Origin of the sequence: Sulfitobacter sp. G21635-S1 (genome assembly GCF_027213915.1) — a bacterium.
Taxonomy (GTDB): Bacteria; Pseudomonadota; Alphaproteobacteria; order Rhodobacterales; family Rhodobacteraceae; genus Sulfitobacter.
On the sequence record NZ_JAPWGV010000034.1, the window covers coordinates 22,177 to 46,801 of the forward strand.

The following is a 24,625-nucleotide window of genomic DNA, read 5'->3' on the forward strand; positions in this document are numbered from 1 at the left end:
TGTCCTTTGACGCGCGGATAAGTCGGGCGTCCAGATATCCTCGGCATAGGCATCCTGACGGCCCGCCGGGCCGCCAGGTGCGGTCAGCCCCCCAAAGGGAACCGACGGGGAGGAGCCCTATATTTTGCCTTCGTCCTCGAACACTTCGGTCCAGTCACGCACCAGACCGTCAAGCGCTTCCTTCGCAGTGCCGTCACCAGCCACCACGTAATTGTGGACACGTTCCTGCATCGCCAGCAGCAGATCCGCATAGGCCGGTTCCGCCCAGAAATCTTTCACGATTGCCATGCTGTCGAGAAAGGTCTGCGCGTAGGGCTGGCTTTCGGCGAACCCCGGATCTTCGACCACAGCGCGCAGCGCCGAGTAACCGCCCAGTTCCCACCACTTTGCCTGGATTTCAGGCTGCGCGAACCACTGGATATATTCCAGCGCCGCATCCTGTTTGTCCGAATAGGCCACGACAGAAATACCCTGCCCGCCCAGTTGCGCAAACTGGCCCGCAGGCCCTGCCGGATTGGGGAAATAGCCCGACTTTCCGCCGCCCACGTTCGGATCGGCTTCAACACCTGGCCAGATGAAGGCAAAATTCATCTGAAGCGCCACCTGGCCTGATTTATAGGCATCGATATTCTCGCCCATGTACCAGTTGGACGAGCCCGGCGGCGTCGCGGTGTCATAAAGATCCTTGTAGAATTCCAGCGCTGCAACAGCGCCATCGGAATTCACATAGCCCTCCAGGTCATAGGGCTTGTCCGGATTCTCGTACATGAACCCGTAGTTATAAAGCGCGTTGGTCACCCCCATGGTGATCCCTTCCGAGCCACGCTCGGTATAGATCGCGGCACCGTAAACCGTGGTGCCGTCAATGTCCCGGCCCTGAAAGAACTGCGCAATCTCCTTCAGCTCTTCCAGTGACGTCGGCACGCCAAGCGCGCGGCCATATTTGGCCTTGAACGCCTCCTGCAGTTCCGGGCGTTCGAACCAATCCTTGCGATAGGTCCAGCCGACGACGTCCCCAAAGGCCGGCAAGGCATAATAATTCGGCGTGTTCTTGGGCCATTCCGCATAGCCGGTGACAGTTGCCGGAATGAAATCGGCCATGTCGATGCCATTGGCCTCGAAGAAATCATTCAACTTAACGTAATGACCGTTCTCGGCACCGCCGCCGATCCACTGGCTGTCGCCGATCATCAGGTCGCACAATTGCCCCCCTGAATTCAGCTCGTTGAGCATCCGGTCCGCAAATGAGGTCCAGGGCACGAATTCAAAATTCATGGTGTGACCTGATTCCGCCTCGAAATTCTTGGACAACTCGACCAGGGCATTGGCCGGGTCCCAGGCAGCCCAACACAGCGTCAGATCCTCGGCCAGGGCCGAAGTCGCGGCAGAGCTTGCGATAAGTGACGACAGGACAGCTGTCGTCAGGTGTTTCGTCTTCATGTCGAAATCCTCCCAGTTTCATCGCCACGGCCCTCCTGCCGCGACTTAACTCGCCCGAGCGTAAATGAGGTGCGCACCTCAAGGCAAGAACTATTTGAGGTGCGCACCTCATTTAGCTTGTGATTTCCTCCAAAATTGTCAAAGATGGGGTGGTTATCCTATGAAATCAGAGCTTTGACAGAATGAGACCAACGATAAAGGACCTGGCCAACGCTGCAGGCGTGAGTCTGGCGACCGTGGACAGGGTGCTCAATGGCCGGTCCGGCGTACGGGAAAAGACGGTCAAAACTGTCAATGACGCCATTGAAAGAATCGGGTTTCAACGCAACCAGGTCGCCGCGACCCTGGCGCGGCAGAGAGGATACAGGTTCGTATTCGCCCTGCCCCGATCAGGCGATGAATTCCTGATGGAGATCATAGACCGAATAGCGGAATTCGACAGCGCCAGCCGTGCTGAGATGATCGAGGCGGATGTCATTCGAATTGACGATCAGGATCCGCATGAGGCTGCGCGCAACCTCTCGAACCTGTCCGCAGAGGATGTCGACGGCGTCGCCATCATGGCACCCGAAACCCCGCAGATCCGCGACGCCCTGCTGAGGATGAGAGAACGTGGCATCCAGACGATACCGCTCGTCGCCGACCAGCAGGACGATGGGGAACATGGCTTTGTCGGCATTGACAACAGGGCAGCAGGGGCGACCGCAGGCCGCTTGATGGCCCGTTTCATCGGGAACAAGGAAGGGTCCGTTCTTGTCCTGACCGAAACCACCCAGGCGCGCGACAGCCTCGAACGCAGGCTTGGCTTCGATGGGATCATCAATGCGGAATATCCGAACCTGAAGGTGCTTCCGACCCTTGAAACCTACGGGGATCCGGACCGGACGGAAAACATCCTGCACAACGCAATCCGAACCCACAGCGACATCCTGGGCATCTACTTCATGGGAGTGGAGGCCCGCATCCCGCTGGAAAAAGGGCGCCGCGCCGGTGTCATCCGGGATCGTGTGACGATAGCCCACGAACGCACACCCTCAACGGAGCTGGCCCTGAAAAATGGCGAACTGGACGCCGTGATCCATCAGGACCCCGGACATCTGGTGCGCAGCGCAATCAGGATCCTGCGGGCAAAATGCGAAAACCGCGCCACCCTCGCGTCGCAGGAACGCATACGTATCGAAGTGCTCATTCTCGAAAACCTGTGATTGGGAAAGTTCATTAGCCCATGTGGGCCACAGGCATCGCAATGCGTCCATAATATCACGCAGCCAGCCGGGTAAAACCGTGAACAAAGGCGATCTCACCCAGGACACCTGGTTGATTGTGCTGATCACCTCCAACCTTTGTAATGTCGCATTTGCAGATCGCAGGGATCAGAGGCCTTGCCGATAGCCGTGCAGCCTTTTCAAAGTGGCATGGTCTCTCTCGGCGCGGATAAGGTGACGCTCGGCCCGCCTGAACAGCGCCAGATTGCTTGGACTTGGTTACAAGGACACCTACCGCCAGGTGAGATGCGTTGCAACTTGACGATGCCGTCCAGGAAATTTGGGCACTTCATGGTGAATGCTCAGGTGCCGATTCTGGTGGTCCTTTCCCGCATGGTCTTATAACATAGCATGTGCAAAATCATATCGGTCAGCAAGGCAAAAGAGTGTTTATTTACAGTGCATTTGATGAAGACATAGAGACACCACTGTACCACGCTGAGGCGATGATATCCGCATTCAGTTTGAGGCAACACAGCAAAGAACCAATTGTCTTACACTCGAATTCACGCGTGTTGGCGGACAGATTGGCGGAGCCTTCCTGGTCACCATTCTCTGAAGTGATTGTGACCGATGTGCCGCGCGACCATCCCAAACTTCAAAAGTTGGAGGCCATCGCAGCGTCACCTTTTGAGAAGACAGTGTTTCTGGACACAGACACTTTTATCTTGGGTGATCTGGCAAGAGTATTTGATTTTGGGCCCTTTGACATAGCCGCGTGCCAGCCGCCGTACCGCCAGAGCGTTTGCAGTATGGACGCCGCGGTCAAGGAAGAATGGAGCAGGCGCTGGAAACTCAATTCTGGTGTGGTGTTCCTGAACGGCAGCCAGCGCGATGTCATGGACAGTTGGCTTGCCGACTACAAAGACCGCCTAACATCCGCTGACCACCCCGGAAAAGTGATGGATCAGCCTTCGTTCCAGCAAGCGTTGATGAAGCATCAGCCAGATATTTTTACGCTCCCCAACAACTACAATTTTCGTCTGTGTTTTGGCGGTTACCTCAGTGGAGCCTGCTTTGTTGTGCACACCCACGCAGGCGTTTCGATCCGCCCCGTGATGCAAAACCTTAATGACCTTGCAGCGATCAGGGCGTTGATTGACAAAGTTGCCTCGATCAATTCTATTTTGGTCGGGGTGTCGTTTCCCACCATGGCGGACCTGACGATGGCTCAAGAGGACCTGCACAAAATGCAATTTGTACGCAATGCCGTAGGCAAAAAAGTTGACGGCTGAATGAAGCGCATTGTCCTTCATATTGGATCGGCCAAAACAGGTTCCACATATATCCAAAAACGCCTGCGACTTGATGCAGACTACGTCCGGTCACGAGGCATATTTGTGCCTGTTCTGGACGAAGTGAAACGCATTGCGGGGAATGCCAAATTGCTTGCGGCCTGCCTGTCCAAGGAACGGACCTATGATTTCAAACGTGCTTTTCCAAGGATTGACCCGACAGTTCTTGACCCGCAAAATCTAGTGGACCGGTTGTTGGCGAATTGGCAGCCCGACAATGAAACGGTCGTGCTATCCGCCGAAGACTTTCGCCATTTTCACGCGAAAACCCTAAAGGAAATGCTGCCTCAAGACGTTGAAGTGACCGTCGTCTTGTTCATTCGAAGGCAAGATCACTGGATTACTTCACTTTATAGCCAATGGATCAAAACCGGAAGTTTTTGCGGCAGCATGTCCGACTTTCTGGCTACGTTAGAAGACCCGACGACGCTCCGATACCGCGCGCCAGACTGGTTCAGGGACTATGAAGTCTGGATGCAACATTTCGGGTCCTGCCAGATCGTTTTTTTCGATGAAGCGCGTGACGACTTGCTAGGCAGCTTCCTGACCGCGGCACAGCTGCCCGATTTGCCCGACTTGCCCCAGATTGACCCCCAACAAGTCAGGCTGAGCGGGCATCAGATCGCTTATATTCTTGAAGCGGGGAGGCGTTATTCCGGGGACGCCTACCACGCCCGCAGGATCATCGCACGCAATACGCCGCCAGAAGAGGCAGTTAAGCTTCGGCTTCTTTCAGACGTGCAGCTGGCGAAAACCAAGAGTGACTATCAACCATCCAACGAAAAGTTATTGGCAGCGTTGGCGCGCCAAACGGATGACCCTCTGCTCGACATTCCAACAACCTTAAGCCCAGGCATGACCTTGGCGCAGGTTTGGCAGTCAGAAAAATATGAAGCATATAAAACGGACTGCGAACTATCGCTGGAAGCTACGGGGAAATAACGCTTGGGCCTAGAAACAAACAATAATGGCAGCGGCGCGAAAGGTTCGGGACATCAGGCAATTGTAGGCGACCCCACCAGGCGCTGATCCCAGGCCCGACGAACACTCAAAGGAGTTTTGCATTGATATTTGTCTCTAGGAAACTGATCTACATCCATGTCCAGAAGACCGGCGGAAATTCCGTGACCACTGCGTTGCTGCCTTTCTCTGACGACCGGATGACGGCGCACAAGTACCAGGATTCTGTCCACAGGTTTGGCCTTTCAGGTGAATTTACAAAGCGTAAGCATGCACTTTTGTCTGACTACAAGACTGCGCTTGGCTCCACATTCAATGACTACAAAGTCGCTGTGCCAGTACGCGACCCGATAGAGAGAGCAATTTCACTTTACTTTTCTCCCCGTCGCTGGATGGTGGAAAAAGACGGCATTTGGGAAAAAACACCTCCGCGATGGGACATTGGCGAGTTCGAGGCGTTCATGAGAAAGTGCTTTACGCTGACTGACTACATTTCAGTTGATGGCAAGGTTCAGATGCCCGATCACGTCATCCGCTTCACGCACCTTGATGAAGACTTCAAAGCACTTTGCGATGAATACGACTTCCAACCCGAAGGGTTGAACTTGCCTAAACTCAACCAATCACCCGCCTCCACGGCGTTGCGCAAATTGGCATTGGATGACCAAAGGACGGTCGATATCATCAAAGACCATTTCGCAGCTGATTTCGACCTGGTTGAACGTTTGCTGTGAAACATGATGGCATCGTCAAGTTATTGGCGATCTTGGCAGTGGAAATACGGACACCGGATCTCAAACAGCTTTCAGTTCATATGTGATGTCGCCCCAGAACCAATGTGGGTCAGCTCTGGATTGAAAGTAGAAAGCCGCGGACAGGGCTTTACGGCACCGCATCCAGGCGGTCAAAGTTGGCTTCCGGTCCGCGACGCAGCATCGACAGCCATCCCTCGATTTCTTCAAGAGCGCCATCTGCAAGGCGGCATGGGCGACGGGTGCCGTCTATGCGCCGCGTGATGAGGCCGGATTCTTCAAGAACCCAAAGGTGGTGCGAAACAGCCGGCTGGCTCATGGCAAAGGGCCGGGCAATTTCCCTGACCGAAGTCTCGCCTTTCGCCAGACGCGCAATGATTGCCCGGCGGGTCGGGTCGGCAAGCGCCCTGGAAAAACGAGGACGAGGAATGGCGCATGCAAGGGGGGGGGCAGATCGGAGCTGCCACCCTGTTTCAGGCATTGCTCTTTTCGGCAGTCTCCTGCGGTGATGCGTCGATTTTTGCCAGCGCCTCCAGCTCCTCAAGCATCCCGACCGCATGCGCAGCGTATGGGCCGATCCAGCGTTTCTGAACGTCGTGGATCGGAAGGGCGTCGAGGTGGTTCCAGCGTTCCCGGCCGCGCCGTTCGACAACCACCAGCCCGGCTTTCTCCAACACGGAGAGGTGCTGCATCACCGTGCAGCGGTCGATATCTGTCAGCGTCTCGCAAAGGGCACCGGTGGTCTTCGGACCATCCTTGATCAGGTCGAGTATCTGACGTCGCACCCGATGGCCAAGCGCCTTGAACAAGGCGTCAAATTTATCTTCCATTGACATGTTATATTTTTATAACATTAATGGCGGAAAGCAAAGAGGATTCGCACCATGGAGTTGAAGTTCACCGTGGCCGGGCGCATCGCCAAACCGGTCGAGGACGTGTTCGAGGCGGTGGTCGCCCCTGAGCGCCTGTCGAATTACTTCACCACGGGCGGGGCGCGGGGCCGGTTGGAAACCGGCGCCGAGGTGACCTGGGACTTCCACGATTTTCCCGGCGCCTTCCCCGTCCTGGTGCAGGAGGTCGTCACCAACAAAAAGATCGTGCTGCAATGGGAGACGGCCAAGGCAACTGCCACCTGGACAACGGTCACCATGGAGTTCAGCCCGCTGGAAGATGGACGCACGCTGGTGCGGATCAGCGAATTCGGCTGGCCCGAGACCGAGGCCGGCCTGACTTCCTGCTTCGGCAATTGCGAAGGATGGACGGGGATGCTTTGCGCCATGAAAGCCTGGCTGGAGCATGGCATCAGGCTGCGGGACGGATTTTACAAGTAGCCCGCACATCAGGAAGGAGTTCCATGACATGGAAGCCGGAAAGAATATTGCCATCAAGGTGTCGTTCCGGGCGCGTGCCGCGGGGCAGTCATCCTTCCATAGCCGCCCGTTCTTGCGGATCGGGATGATTGGACCCGCGTCGCGCTCGATGACGGCCCTGTGGCAGCGACGCGTGTCGTAGACGCCACCCCTTGCCCCGCGCCCGACAACCCCATGGGGCGTCTCCTCGCTTCACGGCTCAATATCCAGATGGCCCAACGCAGCCCCGGATAAATACGCCACAGTTTCAGGGCTTTCCGAACCGCCCCAAGTGACCCGGGCGGGCAGTTGCGGTAGAATACCCAGGTCGCCTCGCAAATCAGCGGGTCGGCGTTTCATGCGACAAGTCCATTTGACGGCGGCGCTTTTCATCAAAATATGGCTCACAACCGCCCCACCTTTCGGCCCCCAGTTGTGTCCGATAAGCCGCTGCCGGATCGTCTTCGGCAATTGCCCGAACCGCCTGACATGCTGAGGGGCTGGAGTGAGATTAAGCTACTGAAAACAAACCGTTTACGCGGATATTGCCAATTGGCAATCAGGATTTTCCGGCTTCATGCGCCTTCATGAAGGCCATCAAAGCCACGCGCAGGTTGTCTCCCTTCAGATCCTTGTCGAACTCAAGCTGGATACGCCGACCCTTGCGGCGCACCTGCACCCCCTGCCCTTCCGGATGCTTCCGATAGATCTCGTCGGCGGCCTGGCGTTCCTTCCTGGGAAGCGCGGCTGCCCGCAAACGCGCCATCACCTTTGCTGTTGGCACATTGGCCTCTTCAGCCGCAATCGCATCGGCTTCCCTCAGCACCGCGTCGCTTTGCTCTGCCGTGGCCATCAGCGGTTTCAGCTGACGGGCATGCAATTCCTTGACCTCGCGGATGCTGGGGAAGGCCCTGACAATCCGGTCGTCCAGCTTGGCCAGTTGCAGGTAACGCGACAACCAGCCCGCAGACACCTGCAACCGTTCCGCCATCACATTCTGCCGGCCGCCATAATAGGCCTCTACCGCCTTTGCATAATCGCGCGCGCGCTCCAGATCCGAAATATCCTCCCGGTCCCGGTTCTCGATATCGGCAAGACGAAAGGCCTCCTCATCCGTCAGATCCCGTTCCTCGATCAGATACTCGAACTTGGGATAATTGTTGGCCCGCAGCCAGCACACCGCGAAGTGCCGACGCGCGCCGCAGATCACTTCGTATTCTGCCCCCTGCCCTTCCGCACGGCGGCGCACAATTGCCGGGAATTCCTGCTGTCCCTGGCTGAGAATACCGTCGATCAGATCGCGGCAATTGTCCTCGGTCAGCAGGTCATAGGCCCGGTTATGACCTTCCCACATCACGCATCTGGCCGGGTCCACCAGGCGCAGCACCTTTTCCTGGCGCTGGCCGCCGGCCTGCTCTGCCATCGTGTTCGACCGTTTGAGAAACCGCGCACCGGATCGGTCGCGGGCCGGCGTGTCATCGCCCAGGTCCTTCAATACGTCGTCAAAAACTGCATCATGCCGCTTGCTCACAATATGCCTTCCTTCCTCAATGCCGCGTGATGGCTGGGCCATGTCTTGCGGATCAGGGTTTCAACCTCCCGGCCCACCGCGTCCAGATAGACCCTGCACCGCTTGTGCGTGTCTGTCCGGGTCGCAGCACCGGTCATCTCGTAGACGGTCATCAGATTGGCGGTGGCATTGTCGATCTCGGCGCTGTCTTTCAGCACCGATTGCATCAGGTCATGGGGGAACACCGCCTCCATCACCCGCTTGATCGCCTGATGTGCGCTTTTCTGATCGTTCATCTTGGTCGCAAGAATCTTAACAAAATGATAGCCACGCGCACCGCCGTGTTCTGCCAGCTCATTCAGGGTGGCGCCCATCATCTTGAGGAAATGCGCGGTAGAGCCGAAATCAATGTTGTTGGGTGGCGCCGGAATCAGCAGCGCATTGGCCGCCCGCAGCACGGAAAGCGAGATCATCCCAAGCGCTGGCGGCGGGTCCAGCAGGATCACATCGAACTGATCCGAAATCGTCTCTATCCCGTGGCGAAGCCGGTCCAGGACAAAGCTTTGCTCGCGCACCATGCGGGCCGCAAATTCATATTCCGCATCATAAAGGCCAAGGTTCGCGGGGATCATCGCGATGCCCGGCCAATAGGTGGCACGCAGTGCGTAATGCAGGCTGGTTGGCCCGCCGTGGCGGAAGAAGGGATAAAGCGTGTCTTCATCCTCATCCACATCCACATCCGGGTTCAGCCCGAAGATCGAGGTGGTGGACCCCTGACTGTCACAATCAATCACGCAGACGCGGTAACCGCGCAGCGCGAGGTATTGCGCCAGATGCACCACAACGGTTGACTTGCCCACGCCGCCCTTGAAGTTCTGCACGGCAAGGACGGTTGCCGGATCTTCCGCCGCGCGGCGGGGCAGGGTGCCGAACACCTCCCGCATCCGGTTCACTTCCTCCAGGCTGTAACCGGTTCTGCGGCCTGTGTTAGGGTCTTTTTCCGGCGTCGGCAGCCTGCCATCACCTTCTGCGTCACGCACCGCCTTTTCCGTGCGCCCGGCCATCTCCGCCGCGGTGCGGACATTGAACCGCACCGAAAGGGCCTTTTGCGCGCCAGGGGCAAAGACCCGTTCACGCAAGCGCCGGATCACCGTGTCGGCGCGGCGGGCAAGGTTGTCTATTTCTTCGAGGGAGACCGGAAAATCCTGCATGGTATATGCGATGCTCTTTGTTATTCTTTGCAAGGAACATGCACCTTCAGGCGCTTCTGCTCAAGTGCGAATATTTCGCTTCTGTGCCGAATAAACCGAACCTTGGCCTAATGTGCCGCCAGCACCGGAAGTGTATGAGGCAAACCCGCAAGTTCGGAGATCAGGTCGCTGAAACCCTTCAGCGCGCCCCAAAGGTAAGATTTGGAAGGTAGACGCCGCCAAATGCGCCAAACCAGAATCACCAAATTGAAGAAACCAACCCTATTCTTGATTCTAGGATTCTTATGTTCGGGGCCATGATCACCCTGAAAATCATGCGGATTCCCCTTTAACAGACTACATATCGGGATGGTTTGGATTACATTCCGGGATTGCTGGCCTTACGGATCGGGTGGGTTCACGTTACATATTGGTGGGCTAAATCTTACGTTTCGGGTGTCGCCTTCGGCGGCGAATCGGGGGCCTCTAAAACCCTTGATTTGCAGGCACATGTGATTCGGCTGTGTCTTGCCGACCTGCCGATTGGCTTACATTTCGGGTGGTGTCCCTGGATCCCGCTTCTTGTCAAATTACATTCCTGCCGATACAAATGTAAGAAAAAGAGGTACGGAATCGCGCAGCATGGCCAAGCCAACCAAACCTTACCGCACCGTCGACGCCCGGCCAAGCCGGGAATCGCTGGTCAAACCAGGCGAGCTTGTCGACCTGATCGAGGTGACGCCGCTGACCCTGACGGATCGGCGCATCTATAACCAGCTTCTTGAGAACGCCTGGGAGGCGATCGACAAGCCGGTGTTGCATGTAATCGCAAAGTCGGAGCTGCGTGGGTCGCATAATTCCAACGACCGGGTCGGCGAAAGCATCGAACGCCTGATGGCCGCCATCGTGAAGGTGGAGGCGGTCTGGGAGGGCAAGCCCGCCATCGAGCGGGTGCAGCTGTTGGGCGGCAACCTTGAGATGGCGCGCTCGGACGGATTGCTGGAATATGAGATTCCGCCACGCCTGCGCAAGATCATCTCTAACTCGACGATTTTTGCCCGGCTTCAGCGCGAGGTCATGTTTGCGCTCAGCTCCAAATACGCGCTGACGCTTTATGAAATGGTGCAAAAACGCGGGAACCTGCGCTGGCGCTCCTCGGAGAAATTCAGCCTGGACGCGTTGCGCGGGGTGTTGGGGGTGCCGAAGGGCAAGTTGACCTCCTGGTCGAACCTGCGGATGCGCGCGATTGATCCGGCGGTGGAGGAGGTATCGGCGCTGTCCGACTATATGGTCGAGGTTGCGCCGATCAAGACGGGGCGCAGTGTCACCCATGTGGAGCTGCGCTGGTGGCGCAAGGATGGCGAGGCCACGGGCAAGGTCGAGCGAGCGTTGCAATTTGCCTCGCCGGGCCGCCGCGCCCGTGCCGAGGGGCGGACCGAAGAGGTCGAACCGGCCCCGGCCGCCGCGCCAAAACCCCGGCCCGCATGGCTTGACCGACAGGGCGCAGCGCTCAAGACGCAGACCTATGAAACCGCCAAGCTGCGGCATCCGGGTTATGACATCTATCACGTCGAAGGAGAGTGGCGCAGCTGGGCGCAGGATAAGGAGCCGGCGGCGGACCCCGACAGAGCGTTCCTGGCGTTCTTTCGCAAGTTTGCCGAAGCCAATCCGATCTAGATTGGTAACCACCTGCATCTATTGAAGAAAACGGATTATTGCCAATTGGCAATTTCGCGGGACAGTGCGGTCGTAGCTTTGCGAAAGGCCAGGGGCTCACAACGTTGACCCGGATGCCCCGAGGAAGAAGTTCCACTGTGAGATCGGAAGCGAAGGAGGGGCGCGCCACCTCGGGTGCGTTGTGCAGGTTCATATCTAGCTTTACCCCCGCGCCGGCGACCAACAGCGCCGTGTGATCGCGCTTGCCAGAACCTTGCTGGCGCAATTGATATCAGACGACTTGCGACCGTTTATCACAGCTCTGACGCCACCTTTGTTCGGCAATCTTGCAGCCGCCCGTCGTAGGCCCGACCCGCCCAAACAGAAGCTGATCAAGCGAGCCTAGGGGCCGAACGCTATCGCCACTCCGTCGCAATAACCACTCTCGGGACCACTTGCGTTCCGGCGGCCTGGCTCGGGTCGCGCCGTCGTGGTCTGCCGACGAGATTGCAACAACGTTGACCGTCCCCCAAACGAGGTTTCCTGCCTTCCATGCGCGTTGTGTCCGAGCTGATACCAGGCCGCGCAGCGATCGCTGCACCGAGAAACGTTTTGTGGTATTTCGCCGAACATCCATAACGACCGGCGCGCGTTTGTCCGGGCTTCGGCAAACAGCTGAAGGCCTGAGGAAGGTCGTCTTGATTGGTGTTGTCACTTGGCGTGACAGCGGCTACTGGCCAATTTCATTAGGCACCGGCGGGGCCGATGTAGGTAATGGATATCAGCTACAGCGACACCGGCGTCCATTCCCGATTCTCTCAGGCGAGGGGGTCGCGGCGCTATCGGAAGACGCAGGTTTCTTGGGATCTGTCGACATCTGGCGATGACCTCCATGATTTAATAGTTCTACGACAGACCCGATATAAAAGACCATTAAGGCAAACTTATTGGACTCAGCGCAGAACAACAGGGCAGGGCGGTTATATGGCCGTAGTCTGGCAGAAAGCGCCGCGTGAGTGTGGCGTTAGGCGAGACATCTACCCGATCGGATCACACCAACGACCTCGACACTTTACCTCGGATGCCAGCCCGGGTCACCTCCGTGCGTGCTGCAACCCCTGAAGATGTTGTGTTTTTGTCGAGCGCGGTGCTGAACCACTTGCATCTTGTGTTAAGCCGAGTTGACCTCCCCCACGCCGTGTTGCGGAATAGGCGCGCGCGGCGCGCTGCGGTGGCTCGTGTCGGGTTCTCTGGACCGGAAGGCCGGAGCGGGAAGCGGGGTTGCGCGATGCGGTGCATCTATTGCGGCCCGGCATTGACCCGGACCGCCCGGTGAAATCTGCCTCGCCTGGCGACGCATGGCGGCCGCGTTGCGATGATCGCGCAGTCGCTGGCTTCGCTTGATCGGAATTTACGGACCGGAGGGCCGCAAAAGTGCAGAGAACGGGGCAGGGCTCAAGCGCTATATCACCCTGCACGGGCAACCAGAGCCGGAGACGCTCGAACGGGAAGCCGCCGTGCCGAAGAAATGGGTAGCTGCGCTCGACCGGCAGGAGGATTTCATCGAGGAGTTATTGGGCGTTTGATTTATTCTTGTCACGTATCGACCATGCGAACCGTGTTTGATTACTGCCTCATCCGGCCAGTGTTGCATCAGGCGGATATTGCGCGGTCAGGATCGGGGCCGACGGTCCACACCGTAGTCTCCGCAGAGGTCCGCCAGGACGGCATGCAGCAGCGCGATGATTTCTGCGCGCGGCGTTGCGGTGCGCTCGACAATGCCGATCTGGCGGACCACCTGCGGGTTGCCGAAGGGCAGGCGGGTCAGGCCCAGATCCTCGGGTTCCTGAAGCGCCACATGCGGCACCACCGAGATTCCCAGACCTTGCCGCACCCCGGTGACGATGGACCCAATAGTGTCGATCTCGGCGACATCGTGCGTCACGACGCCCAGGCGGGACAGTTCAGTGTCGATCAGATTGGCCAGCGGCACAGCGCTTCGAAAGCGGATATAGGGGCGGGTGTTCAGCAACTGGATTGGATCGTGGGACTTCGTCCCCGGAGGTGCGATCAGCCAGAGCGGTTCGCGCAGGAAGGGGCTCCAGCGCAGGGCGTTCGGAAATCCGACATGTTCGGCGACGATGGCCGCGTCGAGCCTCCCCGCCGCCACATCCGCAATTAGTGTGGACGAGAGCGATACCCGCAGGTTCGGTTTGAGATCCGGATACCGCAGACGCATTTGCACCAGCGCCCGCGGAAGCAGGTTCAGCGCACTTGACCGGACTGACCCCAGCATCAACGTTCCAGCGATCTGATCGCCGCGCAGGCTGGCCTTTGTATCATCTTCACGGCGCAAGATATCCCTTGCCATTTCAACAACCTGAAGACCCTCGGGCGTGATGCGTGGCGGACGGGTGCTGCGGTCAAAGATGGTCACCTGAAGTTCATCCTCCAGGGCATGAACCTGTTGGCTGACCGCCGAAGGCGTCAGGCCGACAACGTCCGCAGCCTGCGCAAAAGTGCCATGCGAATGAATGGCCAAAAGGGTCTTAAGCTGACGGGTGTCCATAATCAAATCCAGTTTTGCTAAATCTAATAACCAGAATTACGCGCTTTTGTGAAGACATTCTTCGTAATAGTGTCACCACCCAAGGAGGATGCCCCCGTCCGGTTGGGAGACCGCTGTGGGCCAATCGACAGAAACGAGACGAAAAGACGTGCTCCGACGCTTCGGAGCGCAATGGAGACGCGCGCGATGAGCAAAACAATCCTCGTAACGGGGCCCGAACTCGATCCGGCCGCTGCCAGACTGGTGACCGATCGCGGGTATAGGACGGTGCACACACCGGCCTATGCCGACAGTGCGGTGATTTCAAAATATCTACAGCAGACCGGCGCCGAGGGCATCGTGTCTCGCATGGGCCGCCTGGACGCCGCCGTGATGGACGCGGCACCACAGATCAAGGTGATCTCGAAACATGGAGTCGGTGTCGACAACATCGACATCCAGGCTGCGGCCGACCGTGGCATCCCGGTTCTGGTCGCCACCGGTGCAAACGCAGTCTCGGTGGCCGAGCACGCCATTGCCTTGCTGCTGGCGACGGTCAAGCGGGTCCTGCCTCTGGATGCGGGGCTGCGGGCCGGTCGTTGGGAAAAGCCGGGGTTCTCGGGGCGCGAGATTGCAGGGTCGACACTTGGTCTGATGGGCATGGGAGCGATTGCACAGGCGACAGGCCGCATCGCCAAGGGGCTGGGGCTGACGCTTGCGGGTTTTGACCCCTATGCACCGGACAGCATTTTCGACGAACTGGGCGTGACCCGCTATGCCAGCTTCGAGGACATGTTGGCACAGACCAATATCCTTTCCCTGCATTGCCCGCTGACGGACCAGACACGCGGTATCCTGAACTCTGACGCGTTCGCGCGTATGCCCGCCAACGGCTACGTCATCAACACGGCACGCGGCGGGCTGATCGACGAAGCCGCGCTGGTGGCAGCGATCCGGTCCGGACATCTGGCCGGGGCCGGCCTTGATACATTCGCGGTCGAACCACCCGCGGCGGACCATCCCTTCTTTGCACTGCCCGAAATCGTGCTGACTCCGCACATCGGCGGCGTCACCCGCGAAGCAGGTGCGCGCGTAGGCGTCGATGCTGTGCGCGGCATTTTCCAGGTCCTCGACGGCCAACCCGTCGCCCCAGAACGTATCATCAACCGAAAATTGCTGGCCGCCACGCAGGCCGAGCCGGCCAATATGGAGAAGCAGCAATGACCACGGGATTCCGTATTCTCAATCGCGACCGCACCGCACCGGCGGACCTCGTCGCCGAATTTGCCAAGCTGCCGGTGGCCAATGTGTCCGACAGCATGTCACGCATGACCGCCGCCGGATCGCGGTTGCGCCCGATGCACAGCTCGGGTGGCATGGCAGGCGTGGCGTTGACGGTAAAGGCCCGCCCAGGTGACAACCTGATGCTGCACGCGGCCATCGACCGCGCCGTACCCGGCGACGTCATTGTCGTGGACGCAGGCGGCGCGCTGGACAACGCGTTGATGGGCGAGCTGATGTTGGCCTATGCGATCAAGAAGGGGGTCGTCGGGTTCGTCATCGACGGCGCAATCCGCGATCTGGACAACTTCCGCGAAACCAATCTGCCCACATGGGCGGCGGGTGTCACCCATCGCGGCCCTTACAAGGACGGCCCCGGCGAGTTGAACGTGCCCATCGCCATTGACGGCATGGTGATCCATCCCGGCGACATCATCATCGGCGACAGCGACGGTGTGCTCTGCGTACCCATCGACCAGGCCGAGACGATCCTGAAGGCGACACAGGCGAAATCCGACGCCGAAATCAAGCAGATGGCCGCAATCGAGGCCGGCACGAATGACCGCAGCTGGGTCGACCGCGCCCTGAAGGATCGCGGCTGCGCACTGCCAACAGACTGAAACACATGCATGAAACGGAGGAGTAACATGCTCGACATCTTCAAGAAAACCGCCATAGCGAGCGCGATGTGCCTCGCGGCAGGCGCTGCACTGGCCGAATACCCGGAAAAGCCCATCGAGGTGATCGTGGGCTATTCCGCAGGCGGCGGCACCGACGTCATGGCGCGCACGGCGGCCCCCTTTATCGAAAAATATCTGGGCGAAGGTGCGAGCCTCGTGGTCAAGAACATGCCCGGCGCCTCGGGCCAGATCGGCGTGACCGAAGCGGCCCATGCCGCGCCTGACGGCTACACGCTGGGCACCTTCAACCTGCCGGGCATGATGGCCCGCACCATCGACCGCGAGGCGGAGTACGACCGCGACAGCTTCACCTACCTCGCCAATGTGGTGAACGACCCCAACGTCATCGTGACGTCAAAGGGCAGCGGCCTCGATACGCTCGACAAGCTGCTGGAAGAGGCCAGGGCCAATCCCGGCGCGATTACGGTCGGCATGTCGAGCCTGGGCGGTGACGACCATTTCGCGCTGATCAAGCTGCAAAATACCACGGAAACCGAGTTCACGATCGTGCCGTTCAAGGGGTCCGCCCCTGCACGGACAGCATTGCTGGGCGGGCATGTGGCCATGGGCATCCTGAACATTTCCGAAGTGGCCGAATTCCAGGACCAGCTGAACGTGCTGGGCGTTGCGACCAGGGAGCGTTCGCCCTTTGCGCCGGATCTGCCAACCTTCCAGGAACAGGGCCTCGATCTGGTAAACGGTGCCATGCGCGGCTTTATCGCGCCGGCAGGACTGCCCGAGGATGTGCAGGCCAAACTGATTGATGCCTTTACCCAGATGTCCAGCGATCAGGAGTTCATGGACGCGATGGCCGCAACCGCCAACCCGGTCGAAGTCGTGACCGGCGAAGATTTCAAACAGCTGACCTCGGACCTCTACGACCTCGCCAACAGCGTGTGGGAAACAACCCCCTGGAACTGAGGCCACATGCGTGAGGGGACACCCCCCTCACGCCCATCATCCCTTACATCGAGAGCAAAACCATGCCCGAGAGTCGCAATTCCCGCCTGACCCGGCCCGAGACCTTGACCGCGCTTGGCATCATCGTGGTTGCCGTCGGGTTCCTCGTTCCGACCTATGACCTGCGCGCCATTTCCGCGCTGCTGCCCGCCGCCATGCTGGTGGGGCTGATCGTCCTGTCGGTGGCCCTTCTGGTTTCTGACCAGCGCAAGGCCAGTATGGGCGACGAGGCTCAGCAAATGACCAAATCGCCCAAACGGGTCATCGGGGCTTTCCTGCTGATCGTCGCCTATGCGCTGGCCTGCGATTTCATCGGTTTCTACGTCAGCACCGCCGTTACCATCCCGCTGGTTGCGTGGGTTTTCGGCTACCGCAGCCCCGTCGGCCTGCTGATCGCGACAGTGATCGTTGTTGGCACGATCTGGGCAATCTTCGATTTCGGGATGTCTCAGGACTTCCCCACCGGCCGTTTTTGGGGGCGCTGAACCATGTATGCTGATCTTCTTCACGCCCTTCCGGATGTCTTTGCCTGGACGAACTTTGCCGCTGTCGTAATCGGCGTCATCGCAGGCATCGTCGTAGGTGCCATGCCGGGCCTCTCGGCCACCATGGCGATCTCCGTCCTCGTGCCCTTTACCTTCGGACTGGAGCCGCTGGTCGCGCTTGGCCTGATGGCGGGCATCTACAACGGCGCAATGTACGGTGGCGCGATCCCCGCTGTGCTGCTGCGCATTCCCGGCACCCCCGCCGCCGTCGCCACCACCTTTGACGGCTACCCGATGGCGCAGAAGGGCGAGGGTGGCTTCGCGCTGCAGGTCGCGGTGGTCTCCTCCGCCATCGGCGGCATCGCCTCGGCCTTTGCGCTGATGCTTCTGGCGCCGCCGTTGTCCAAGGTAACATTGCTGTTCGGCCCGTCCGAGGTGTTCTGGGTCGCGGTCTTCGGCCTTGCCTCGATCATCTTCCTGCTGGGCGGCAACCCGATCAAGGGTCTGATCTCGGCCTGTTTCGGGGTCTTCGTTTCGGTCATCGGCTCGGACCCGATCTATGGCAACGATCGGTTTACCTTTGGCCAGTTGGAAATGCTGGACGGCATCAACATCGTGATCCTGCTGGTTGGCCTTTACGCGCTGCCACCGGTGATCGACCTGCTGGAAACGCCGCTCAAGACCGATGGCATCAACAGTTCCAAGCTCGGCACCGAGTCGATCTGGAAGGCGCTGCCGCGCATGAACTACTGGAAGACCTGGATCCGCGGCTCCTTCATCGGCATCTGGATCGGCATCCTGCCCGGCGCGGGCGGCTCGATGGCGGCCTTCATGTCTTACAACGAAGCGCGCCGCACCTCCAAGCACCCGGAAACCTGGGGCGAGGGCGAACCCGAGGGCGTCGCTGCCGCCGAGGTGGCCAACAATGCCGACACCGCCTCGGCGCTGATCCCGGCGCTGACGTTGGGCATCCCGGGCACCGCCGTGGCGGCGGTGATGCTGGGGGGCCTCTTGGTGCATGGTCTGCAACCCGGGCCGATGCTGTTCCGCGACAACCCCGACATCGTCTTCGGCTTCATGTGGCAGTTCCTCTTTGGCGCGATCCTGCTGGTGCTGCTCGGCGGCTCGCTGGCGACCAACTCCTTTGCGCGCCTGCTGAACCTGCCGCGCCCGCTGCTGGGGTCGGTGATCATCGTGCTGATGCTGATCGGGGTCTATTCGATCCATGGCCGGATGTTCGACGTCTACCTGATGCTGGGCTTCGGCGCGATCGGCTGGGTGATGGACCGGCTCAAGTTCCCGCTGCCGCCGGTGGTGCTGGGCCTGATCCTGGGTGGTTTTGCCGAGGAAAACCTGCGCCTTGCCCTGCGGATCGGCCGCGGCGACCCGATGATCCTGTTTCAGAACACCACGAGCCTGATCCTCGTCGCGCTCACCGTCGCGGTGATCATTGGTCCGACGCTGAAAAAGCGTTTTATCGACAGCAGTAAATCATGACCGCCAGCCCGCACCATAGCATCCGCGAGGATTGGCTCGCCCTGACGCAGGAAGATGTTCTTGCGCCGGGGCAACCCATCTTCGATTGCCATCATCACCTATGGGACCGGGCAGAGGGACGGTATCGGGCAGAGGAGCTGATGGCAGACGTTGGGGCGGGCCATGATGTGCGGGCCAGCCTTTATGTGCAATGCCGGACAGGCTATCGCACGCATGGCCCCGAGGCGCTGCGCCCGGTGGGCGAGGTCGAGACCGTGCTGGACTGGACCCGTGACCACGACCGTTTCCCGGTCGGCATCATCGCCATGGCCGACCTGCAACTGGGCGACGCCGTGCGCCCGGTGCTGGAGGCGCTGGCCGAGGCGGGGCAGGGCCGGGTCAAGGGCATCCGCAACACCACCGCCTGGCACGCCGATGCGGCAGTGCGTTCCAATCCCAACCCGCCGCCTGACGGCCTTTTGCGGAGCGATGCGTTCCGCGCCGGGGCGCAAGCGGTGGCCGCAGAGGGCCTGAGCCTTGATGTCTGGGCCTACCAGACGCAGCTGGACGAGGTTCGCGCGCTGGCCGAGGCCGTGCCGGAGCTGACCGTCATCGTCGATCATTGTGGCGGGCCGCTGGGTGTCGGACCGCATGACCGCTTTGACCCCGACAATTTCAATGCCTGGCGCGACGCGCTGGCCCCGGTTGCTGCCCTGCCCAATACGCGGGTCAAGATCGGCGGCTTTGGTCTTGGCGTCTTTGGCTGGCGCTATGCTGACGACGACCTGCCGCCGCTCTCTGAACGACTGGCCAAAGACTGGCGCCCCTGGATCCTGACCTGCATCGACCTCTTCGGCCCCGCCCGCGCGATGTTCGAGAGCAACTTTCCCGTGGACAAGGGACAGGTCGGATATGGCGCGCTGTGGAACACCTTCAAACGCATTGCCGCACCGCTGACCGCCGAAGAACAGCATGCCCTTTTCTGGCGCAGCGCCGCGCGGTCCTACAACATCGACGAACAGATTTTTTCACATGACCTTGGGAGGATACCGTCATGAAGAAAACCCTAACCGCACTTGTGTTGGCCTTGTCGGCCACTGTCGCGCTAGCCGAATACCCGGAAAAACCCATCGAGGTGATCGTCGGCTATTCCGCCGGCGGTGGCACCGACGTGATGGCCCGTACCGTGGCACAGTTTCTGGAGCAGGAACTGGGGGACGGCGCATCGGTCGTGGTCAAGAACATGCCCGGCGCCGGTGGCCAGATCGGCTTTACCGAAGTCGCGCGGGCTGCGCCGGATGGTTACACGCTGGGCACCTTCAACCTGCCCGCCGCGCTGGCACTGACCAAGGACCGCACCGCCGACTACGATGCGGACAGTTTCACCTATCTTGCGAATTTCGTAGAGGACCCGAATACGATCACGGTCGCGGCCTCGTCGCCGTTCCAGACGCTGGGCGAATTGCTGGACGCCGCCAAGGCCGATCCGGGTGCGATCACCCTGGGGCTGTCCAGCCTGGGTGGCAACGACCATTTCGGCGCCAACATGATGGCGGCCGCCTCGGGCGCGGAATTCACGCTGGTGCCGTTCAAGGGTGCGTCCAACGCCCGCACCGCGATCATGGGGGGACATGTGGCCGCCGGAACCATGGCACTTGGCCAGACATCGAACTTCCCAGACGAGTTGCGTGTGCTTGCGGTGCTGGCCAACGAGCGTTCGCCGTTCCGCCCGGACGTGCCGACGGCCAAGGAACTGGGCTTTGACGTTCAGATGTCATCGCTGCGCGGCATCGTCGCCCCGGCGGGCATGGACGACGCCACGACCAAGCAGTTGCGCGATGCTCTGACGGCCGTGAACGCGAACCCCGCCTTTCAGGCGATGATGGCCGAACAAGGCAATCCGATCGCCTTCATGGTCGGCGACGATTTCGCCGAAACGGCAGCAAAGCAGGACGGCGTCGCCGCGCAGATCTGGGCTGAAACCCCTTGGAAGTAAACGAAATACCGGGCGGACAAACCCGGCAATATCAATCAACACTGGAGGAAAATCATGACCATCAAAACCCTTGGCGCCGCGGCGCTGATCGCCGCGTCCACGACACTGGCCCATGCCGACGAGTGGACGGCCTACACCTATTCTTCTGTCTCGACGACCTCTGCGGTCAAGGGGATGAACCGCATCGTGGACCGTGTCGCTGCCGATACCGACCTGACCATCACCCTGCATCTGGGCAAAACCCTGCAAATCGCCTCGGCTGACATCACCCAGGCCGTGGGCGATGGCATCATCGACATGGCGGCGGACTTCTTTTTCTCGGGCTCGGTTCCGCTGGCGCGGGTGCTGAACCTGCCGATGCTGATCGAGAACGACGAGGAATGGGCCAAGGCCTATGCCGCGATCGAACCGAAACTGGTCGAGGCCTTTGCAGAGCAGGGCGTCGTGCTGCTGGGCAGCTATCGCTATCCTGAGCAAACCATCTTTACCACGTTCGAGATAGGCAGCCTTGCCGACCTCCAAGGCCACAAGATCCGCGTGACCTCGCCAGAACAGGGCAAATTCATCGAGGAATTCGGCGGCGCACCGATCACCCTGTCGGGCTCCGAAGTGCCGACCTCGCTGGAACGCGGCGTGATCGAGGGCGTGCTGACCGCTTCGGCGGGCGGGGCCAAGAACTGGCACGAATTCCTGCCCTACAACTACCGCTTTGCGGTCAACTACGGCAACTCGATGATCATCGCCAATGCCGACGCCTTTGACGCGCTGTCCGAGGACACGCAGGCCAAGCTGCGCGAAATCGTGGCCGAGGAAGGCCCCAAGACCACGGCCGCCTTCCTCGAAGATGAAGAGGTCCAGAAGGCGGCGCAGTCAAAAGCCGGCATGACGCTGGTTGATGCGGCCGAGGGCGATGCGGCCATGGCGGGCGAAAAGCTGACACCCTTCTGGGAAGCCTGGGCCGCGGAAAACGGACCCGAGTACGTCGACGCCCTCGCCACCGTGCGCGAAGCAATCGGCAAATAAGATGCAGCTCGACAGCAAAACGGGGCCGGTTTCGGCCGGTCCCCTCTTTGACGGGGTGGCGCGCCTTACCGGCCTTTTGACCGCCACGGTTCTGGTGGCGCTGGTCTCTCTGGTCTGCCTGGAGGCGCTTCTGCGCGGGGGCTTCAACTATTCGCTTGGCTTTGCCGAGGAACTGACCGGCTATGGCGTGGTCTTCATAACCTTTTTCGGTGCGGCGCTGGCTTTGCGTGGTCATGCGATGTTTCAGGTGCATTTCCTGCTGCAACGCTGGCCCGGTGGCACGCGCCGTTGGCTGGTCCGTGCCTTCGTGCTGATCGCGCTGGTGATCTGCGTGATCCTGGCGTGGAAGACCAAGGATCTGACGCTGTCCTCGTTTTCGCGTGGCAAATTCGCTCCGACGGTCCTGCGCACACCTTTGTGGATACCGCAAATCATGCTGCCACTCGGATTTTCCCTGCTGGCGTTTTTCCTGGTCGAGCAAATGCTGCTGACCTTTCGCAAATCCGGGACAGAATAAATGGAAGCGATCCTTGCCTTCGGCCTTTTGATCGGCCTGATCCTGGGTGGTATGTGGGTGCAATTCGCCGTAGCGGGCGCCGGTCTGACCTACATCTGGCTGCTCAAGGGCTTTGGCGGCTGGAAGGCGCTTGGCCTTGTCAGCTGGGGCGCCGCGAACAGCTTTACCCTCGCCGCAATTCCGCTGTTTGTCCTCATGGCCGAGATCCTGCTCGGCTCGGGCCTGTCGACACGTCTTTACAACGGGGTCGCGCCCTTCATGCGCCGGCTGCCAGGCGGTCTGTTGCACACCAATATCGCGGGCAGTGGCATCTTTGCGGCGATCTCGGGCGGGTCAGCCCCCACCGCCGCCGCCATGTCCACCGTTGCCCTGCCGGAACTCTCGTCGCGCGGCTATAACAAGCGCCTCGTTGCCGGGTCGCTGGCCGCCGGCGGCACGCTGGGCATCCTCATTCCGCCCTCGATCACCATGATCATCTACGCCACCTTTACCGAAACCTCGATTGCGCGGCTGTTCGCCGCCGGTCTGGTTCCGGGGATCGTCCTGGCGCTGTGCTACATGGGTTTCATCATGGCGCGGGTGTTGATCAACCCCAAACTGGCGCCGAAGACCGAGACAAAGGCCAGTGCCGGCGATCTCGGCCGCGCGCTTCTGGACATCGTGCCCTTCCTGATGCTGATCGTCATCGTTCTGGGCAGCATCTATGGCGGCTATGCCACGCCGACCGAAGCCGGGGCGGTGGGCACCGTCGGCGCCATCCTGATCGCCGCGCTCTATCGCAAGCTCAGCCTGAGACTGCTCAGGAACGCACTGTCCCGCACCGCCTCGATGAGCGGCAACATCCTGTTCATCGTCTTCACCTCGATGATCTTCGCCTATGCGACCGCGCTGTCCGGCATCGGTGAGGACCTCGTCGGCATGCTGGAAGAGGCCAATGTCTCGCGCCTGACCTTCCTGCTGATCATCATGGCGGTCTTTGCCATCCTCGGCTGCTTCATGGAGGGCCTTGGCATGATCGCGATCATCGTGCCGGTGATCTTTCCGGCGCTGTTGGCAATGGACGTCGATCCGATCTGGTTCGGTGTCTTCGTGGTGATCCTGGTGGAACTGGGCCAACTGACCCCGCCGCTTGGCGTGATCCTGTTTGTCGTGGCCTCGTCTTCAAAAGAGGTAAAGGTCGAGGACGTGATCATGGGCACCCTGCCCTTCTTCATCATCATCGTCGCCTTCATGCTGCTTCTTATCGGCGTGCCAGACATCGCCCTGTTCCTGCCGGAGTTCACGTTCGGATGACACATACCTATCCCTTCCCAGAACCGATCGTCATTGATGCCGAGGTTTTCACCGAATTGCCCGCGACGTTACGGCGCACCGGCCAGCCGTCCTATTGGGCGGAGAAGAACCGGCGCGGCGCGCCTGCGGACAGTTTCCTTGAGGGGCCGTCGTTCGACCGCGCGGGCAACCTGTACTTCGTCGATATCCCCTTTGGCCGTGTCTTTCGCGCCGACCCGGCGGGCGAAATCACCCAGATCGCGGAATATGACGGCCAGCCGAACGGGCTGAAGATTCATCGCGACGGGCGGATCTTTCTGGCGGATTACCAGAACGGCATCATGCTGCTGGACCCGGAGACGGGCGCGGTCTCCAAGGCACTTGGCGATGCGGATACAGAAAGTTTCAAGGGCTGCAACGACCTGCATTTCGCGAGTGACGGGGCGCTCTATTTCACCGATCAGGGACAGACCGGGTTGCAGGACCCTTCGGGGCGCGTCTGGAAATGGGTGCCCGAGACCGGTGTGCTGACCTGCCTGATCGACAGGGTGCCCAGCCCGAACGGGCTGGTGCTGGATCTGGCCGAACATGTCCTGTTCCTTGCCGTGACGCGGGCCAATGCGGTCTGGCGGCTGCCGATGTCGCCCTCGGGGCGGGTGAACAAGGCGGGGCTGTTCATCCAGTTCTCGGGCGGGCGCGCCGGGCCGGACGGACTGGCGCTCACCTCAAATGGCGGCGTCGTGGTGTGCCAGACCGGCATGGGGCTGGTTTGGGTACATGACGTGTTGGGCCGGCCCATCGCCGTGGTACGCTCGCCGCGCGAGCTGGGAACGACCAATTGTGCCTTTGGCGGACCGCAGGGGCGGACCCTCTACATCACCGAAAGCGATAGCGGCAGCATTCTGAAGGCTGATTTCCCCGACATCCTGAACATTGCGGGTGCGCCGATGTTTTCCGGTGCCACCTGAAT

The 24,625-nt window shown here is 60.1% G+C and carries 25 protein-coding genes and 1 pseudogene; 19 read left to right on the forward strand and 7 right to left on the reverse strand.

The features are described from left to right. Window positions 1-117: 117 nt before the first annotated feature. Window positions 118-1,440, reverse strand: coding sequence for an ABC transporter substrate-binding protein (locus O4H53_RS23935; protein ID WP_269367496.1), 1,323 nt, complete (start codon window positions 1,438-1,440; stop codon window positions 118-120). A 182-nt stretch (window positions 1,441-1,622) separates the two neighbouring features. On the opposite strand from O4H53_RS23935, the gene O4H53_RS23940 reads away from it, so the two are divergent. The 4 genes from O4H53_RS23940 to O4H53_RS23955 all read left to right on the forward strand — a co-directional run bounded on the left by O4H53_RS23940 (window position 1,623) and on the right by O4H53_RS23955 (window position 5,694). Then, window positions 1,623-2,645 carry a LacI family DNA-binding transcriptional regulator gene (locus O4H53_RS23940; protein ID WP_114276639.1) on the forward strand — a complete coding sequence of 341 codons (1,023 nt, stop codon included), beginning with the start codon at window positions 1,623-1,625 and terminating at the stop codon, window positions 2,643-2,645. 413 nt (window positions 2,646-3,058) lie between these two features. Further along, a complete protein-coding gene (locus tag O4H53_RS23945) occupies window positions 3,059-3,940 on the forward strand; it encodes a hypothetical protein (protein WP_269367497.1) in 882 nt (293 codons plus the stop codon). Then, entirely contained in the window at window positions 3,941-4,942 is a 1,002-nt protein-coding gene (locus O4H53_RS23950; RefSeq protein ID WP_269367498.1) for a hypothetical protein, read from the forward strand. 122 nt (window positions 4,943-5,064) lie between these two features. Continuing rightward, the gene (locus O4H53_RS23955; RefSeq protein ID WP_269367499.1) at window positions 5,065-5,694 is read left to right on the forward strand and encodes a sulfotransferase family 2 domain-containing protein; all 630 of its coding nucleotides are present in this window, start codon (window positions 5,065-5,067) and stop codon (window positions 5,692-5,694) included. A 148-nt stretch (window positions 5,695-5,842) separates the two neighbouring features. On the opposite strand, the gene O4H53_RS23960 is transcribed toward O4H53_RS23955, so the two are convergent. Both O4H53_RS23960 and O4H53_RS23965 read right to left on the reverse strand, forming a co-directional pair. Further along, window positions 5,843-6,271 (reverse strand): ArsR/SmtB family transcription factor, encoded by a 429-nt coding sequence (locus O4H53_RS23960; protein WP_331284249.1) that lies wholly within the window; start codon window positions 6,269-6,271, stop codon window positions 5,843-5,845. Further along, window positions 6,186-6,542, reverse strand: a complete 357-nt coding sequence (locus tag O4H53_RS23965; RefSeq protein WP_269367501.1) for an ArsR/SmtB family transcription factor — start codon at window positions 6,540-6,542, stop codon at window positions 6,186-6,188. The genes O4H53_RS23960 and O4H53_RS23965 overlap by 86 nt, the downstream gene beginning before the upstream one ends. 54 nt (window positions 6,543-6,596) lie before the next feature. On the opposite strand from O4H53_RS23965, the gene O4H53_RS23970 reads away from it, so the two are divergent. Beyond that, window positions 6,597-7,043 (forward strand): SRPBCC domain-containing protein, encoded by a 447-nt coding sequence (locus O4H53_RS23970; RefSeq protein WP_269367502.1) that lies wholly within the window; start codon window positions 6,597-6,599, stop codon window positions 7,041-7,043. A gap of 48 nt (window positions 7,044-7,091) precedes the next feature. Here O4H53_RS23970 and O4H53_RS23975 read toward each other — a convergent pair. From O4H53_RS23975 to O4H53_RS23985, 3 genes and pseudogenes are all read right to left on the reverse strand, one after another. Then, window positions 7,092-7,229: pseudogene (locus O4H53_RS23975) on the reverse strand (IS5/IS1182 family transposase); the annotation flags it as partial. A 391-nt stretch (window positions 7,230-7,620) separates the two neighbouring features. After that, window positions 7,621-8,592 (reverse strand): ParB/RepB/Spo0J family partition protein, encoded by a 972-nt coding sequence (locus O4H53_RS23980; protein WP_269367503.1) that lies wholly within the window; start codon window positions 8,590-8,592, stop codon window positions 7,621-7,623. Then, window positions 8,589-9,815, reverse strand: a complete 1,227-nt coding sequence (locus tag O4H53_RS23985) for an AAA family ATPase (protein WP_269367504.1) — start codon at window positions 9,813-9,815, stop codon at window positions 8,589-8,591. The genes O4H53_RS23980 and O4H53_RS23985 overlap by 4 nt, the downstream gene beginning before the upstream one ends. Window positions 9,816-10,403: 588 nt before the next feature. Here O4H53_RS23985 and O4H53_RS23990 point away from each other — a divergent pair. The 3 genes from O4H53_RS23990 to O4H53_RS24000 all read left to right on the forward strand — a co-directional run bounded on the left by O4H53_RS23990 (window position 10,404) and on the right by O4H53_RS24000 (window position 13,003). Beyond that, a complete protein-coding gene (locus tag O4H53_RS23990) occupies window positions 10,404-11,438 on the forward strand; it encodes a replication initiation protein (protein WP_269367505.1) in 1,035 nt (344 codons plus the stop codon). A gap of 1,060 nt (window positions 11,439-12,498) precedes the next feature. Beyond that, the gene (locus O4H53_RS23995; RefSeq protein WP_443069634.1) at window positions 12,499-12,753 is read left to right on the forward strand and encodes a hypothetical protein; all 255 of its coding nucleotides are present in this window, start codon (window positions 12,499-12,501) and stop codon (window positions 12,751-12,753) included. Between the two features lie 64 nt (window positions 12,754-12,817). Then, window positions 12,818-13,003, forward strand: coding sequence for a hypothetical protein (locus O4H53_RS24000; RefSeq protein WP_269367506.1), 186 nt, complete (start codon window positions 12,818-12,820; stop codon window positions 13,001-13,003). Window positions 13,004-13,089: 86 nt separating this feature from the next. Here O4H53_RS24000 and O4H53_RS24005 read toward each other — a convergent pair whose 3' ends face one another. Then, window positions 13,090-13,986, reverse strand: coding sequence for a LysR family transcriptional regulator (locus tag O4H53_RS24005; protein ID WP_269367507.1), 897 nt, complete (start codon window positions 13,984-13,986; stop codon window positions 13,090-13,092). Between the two features lie 186 nt (window positions 13,987-14,172). On the opposite strand from O4H53_RS24005, the gene O4H53_RS24010 reads away from it, so the two are divergent. From O4H53_RS24010 to O4H53_RS24060, 11 genes are all read left to right on the forward strand, one after another. Continuing rightward, window positions 14,173-15,189, forward strand: coding sequence for a hydroxyacid dehydrogenase (locus O4H53_RS24010; protein WP_269367508.1), 1,017 nt, complete (start codon window positions 14,173-14,175; stop codon window positions 15,187-15,189). Further along, a complete protein-coding gene (locus O4H53_RS24015) occupies window positions 15,186-15,866 on the forward strand; it encodes an RraA family protein (protein ID WP_269367509.1) in 681 nt (226 codons plus the stop codon). The genes O4H53_RS24010 and O4H53_RS24015 overlap by 4 nt, the downstream gene beginning before the upstream one ends. Window positions 15,867-15,893: 27 nt before the next feature. Continuing rightward, window positions 15,894-16,847 carry a Bug family tripartite tricarboxylate transporter substrate binding protein gene (locus tag O4H53_RS24020; protein ID WP_269367510.1) on the forward strand — a complete coding sequence of 318 codons (954 nt, stop codon included), beginning with the start codon at window positions 15,894-15,896 and terminating at the stop codon, window positions 16,845-16,847. A 62-nt stretch (window positions 16,848-16,909) separates the two neighbouring features. Continuing rightward, the gene (locus O4H53_RS24025; RefSeq protein WP_269367511.1) at window positions 16,910-17,371 is read left to right on the forward strand and encodes a tripartite tricarboxylate transporter TctB family protein; all 462 of its coding nucleotides are present in this window, start codon (window positions 16,910-16,912) and stop codon (window positions 17,369-17,371) included. 3 nt (window positions 17,372-17,374) lie between these two features. After that, complete coding sequence (locus tag O4H53_RS24030) at window positions 17,375-18,868, forward strand: tripartite tricarboxylate transporter permease (RefSeq protein WP_269367512.1); 1,494 nt, start codon at window positions 17,375-17,377, stop codon at window positions 18,866-18,868. Next, complete coding sequence (locus tag O4H53_RS24035; RefSeq protein WP_269367513.1) at window positions 18,865-19,905, forward strand: amidohydrolase family protein; 1,041 nt, start codon at window positions 18,865-18,867, stop codon at window positions 19,903-19,905. Before O4H53_RS24030 ends, O4H53_RS24035 begins: the two co-directional genes overlap by 4 nt. Beyond that, window positions 19,902-20,843, forward strand: coding sequence for a tripartite tricarboxylate transporter substrate binding protein (locus O4H53_RS24040; protein ID WP_269367514.1), 942 nt, complete (start codon window positions 19,902-19,904; stop codon window positions 20,841-20,843). The genes O4H53_RS24035 and O4H53_RS24040 overlap by 4 nt, the downstream gene beginning before the upstream one ends. A 54-nt stretch (window positions 20,844-20,897) precedes the next feature. Further along, window positions 20,898-21,866, forward strand: a complete 969-nt coding sequence (gene dctP, locus O4H53_RS24045; protein WP_269367515.1) for a TRAP transporter substrate-binding protein DctP — start codon at window positions 20,898-20,900, stop codon at window positions 21,864-21,866. A gap of 1 nt (window position 21,867) precedes the next feature. Continuing rightward, window positions 21,868-22,383: a TRAP transporter small permease gene (locus tag O4H53_RS24050; RefSeq protein WP_269367516.1), complete on the forward strand. Its 516-nt coding sequence runs from the start codon at window positions 21,868-21,870 to the stop codon at window positions 22,381-22,383. Then, the gene (locus tag O4H53_RS24055; RefSeq protein ID WP_269367517.1) at window positions 22,384-23,676 is read left to right on the forward strand and encodes a TRAP transporter large permease; all 1,293 of its coding nucleotides are present in this window, start codon (window positions 22,384-22,386) and stop codon (window positions 23,674-23,676) included. Continuing rightward, complete coding sequence (locus O4H53_RS24060; RefSeq protein ID WP_269367518.1) at window positions 23,673-24,623, forward strand: SMP-30/gluconolactonase/LRE family protein; 951 nt, start codon at window positions 23,673-23,675, stop codon at window positions 24,621-24,623. Before O4H53_RS24055 ends, O4H53_RS24060 begins: the two co-directional genes overlap by 4 nt. Window positions 24,624-24,625 lie beyond the last annotated feature (2 nt).

Bases quoted from the DNA above. Each gene is read 5' to 3' on its own strand.
- O4H53_RS23935 (WP_269367496.1), bottom strand. From the start codon at position 1,440: ATGAAGACGAAACACCTGACGACAGCTGTCCTGTCGTCACTTATCGCA.
- O4H53_RS23940 (WP_114276639.1), top strand. From the start codon at position 1,623: ATGAGACCAACGATAAAGGACCTGGCCAACGCTGCAGGCGTGAGTCTG.
- O4H53_RS23950 (WP_269367498.1), top strand. From the start codon at position 3,941: ATGAAGCGCATTGTCCTTCATATTGGATCGGCCAAAACAGGTTCCACA.
- O4H53_RS23960 (WP_331284249.1), bottom strand. From the start codon at position 6,271: ATGCGGTCGGGATGCTTGAGGAGCTGGAGGCGCTGGCAAAAATCGACG.
- O4H53_RS23965 (WP_269367501.1), bottom strand. From the start codon at position 6,542: ATGGAAGATAAATTTGACGCCTTGTTCAAGGCGCTTGGCCATCGGGTG.
- O4H53_RS23970 (WP_269367502.1), top strand. From the start codon at position 6,597: ATGGAGTTGAAGTTCACCGTGGCCGGGCGCATCGCCAAACCGGTCGAG.
- O4H53_RS23990 (WP_269367505.1), top strand. From the start codon at position 10,404: ATGGCCAAGCCAACCAAACCTTACCGCACCGTCGACGCCCGGCCAAGC.
- O4H53_RS23995 (WP_443069634.1), top strand. From the start codon at position 12,499: ATGCCAGCCCGGGTCACCTCCGTGCGTGCTGCAACCCCTGAAGATGTT.
- O4H53_RS24005 (WP_269367507.1), bottom strand. From the start codon at position 13,986: ATGGACACCCGTCAGCTTAAGACCCTTTTGGCCATTCATTCGCATGGC.
- O4H53_RS24010 (WP_269367508.1), top strand. From the start codon at position 14,173: ATGAGCAAAACAATCCTCGTAACGGGGCCCGAACTCGATCCGGCCGCT.
- O4H53_RS24015 (WP_269367509.1), top strand. From the start codon at position 15,186: ATGACCACGGGATTCCGTATTCTCAATCGCGACCGCACCGCACCGGCG.
- O4H53_RS24020 (WP_269367510.1), top strand. From the start codon at position 15,894: ATGCTCGACATCTTCAAGAAAACCGCCATAGCGAGCGCGATGTGCCTC.
- O4H53_RS24025 (WP_269367511.1), top strand. From the start codon at position 16,910: ATGCCCGAGAGTCGCAATTCCCGCCTGACCCGGCCCGAGACCTTGACC.
- O4H53_RS24030 (WP_269367512.1), top strand. From the start codon at position 17,375: ATGTATGCTGATCTTCTTCACGCCCTTCCGGATGTCTTTGCCTGGACG.
- O4H53_RS24035 (WP_269367513.1), top strand. From the start codon at position 18,865: ATGACCGCCAGCCCGCACCATAGCATCCGCGAGGATTGGCTCGCCCTG.
- O4H53_RS24040 (WP_269367514.1), top strand. From the start codon at position 19,902: ATGAAGAAAACCCTAACCGCACTTGTGTTGGCCTTGTCGGCCACTGTC.
- dctP (WP_269367515.1), top strand. From the start codon at position 20,898: ATGACCATCAAAACCCTTGGCGCCGCGGCGCTGATCGCCGCGTCCACG.
- O4H53_RS24050 (WP_269367516.1), top strand. From the start codon at position 21,868: ATGCAGCTCGACAGCAAAACGGGGCCGGTTTCGGCCGGTCCCCTCTTT.
- O4H53_RS24055 (WP_269367517.1), top strand. From the start codon at position 22,384: ATGGAAGCGATCCTTGCCTTCGGCCTTTTGATCGGCCTGATCCTGGGT.
- O4H53_RS24060 (WP_269367518.1), top strand. From the start codon at position 23,673: ATGACACATACCTATCCCTTCCCAGAACCGATCGTCATTGATGCCGAG.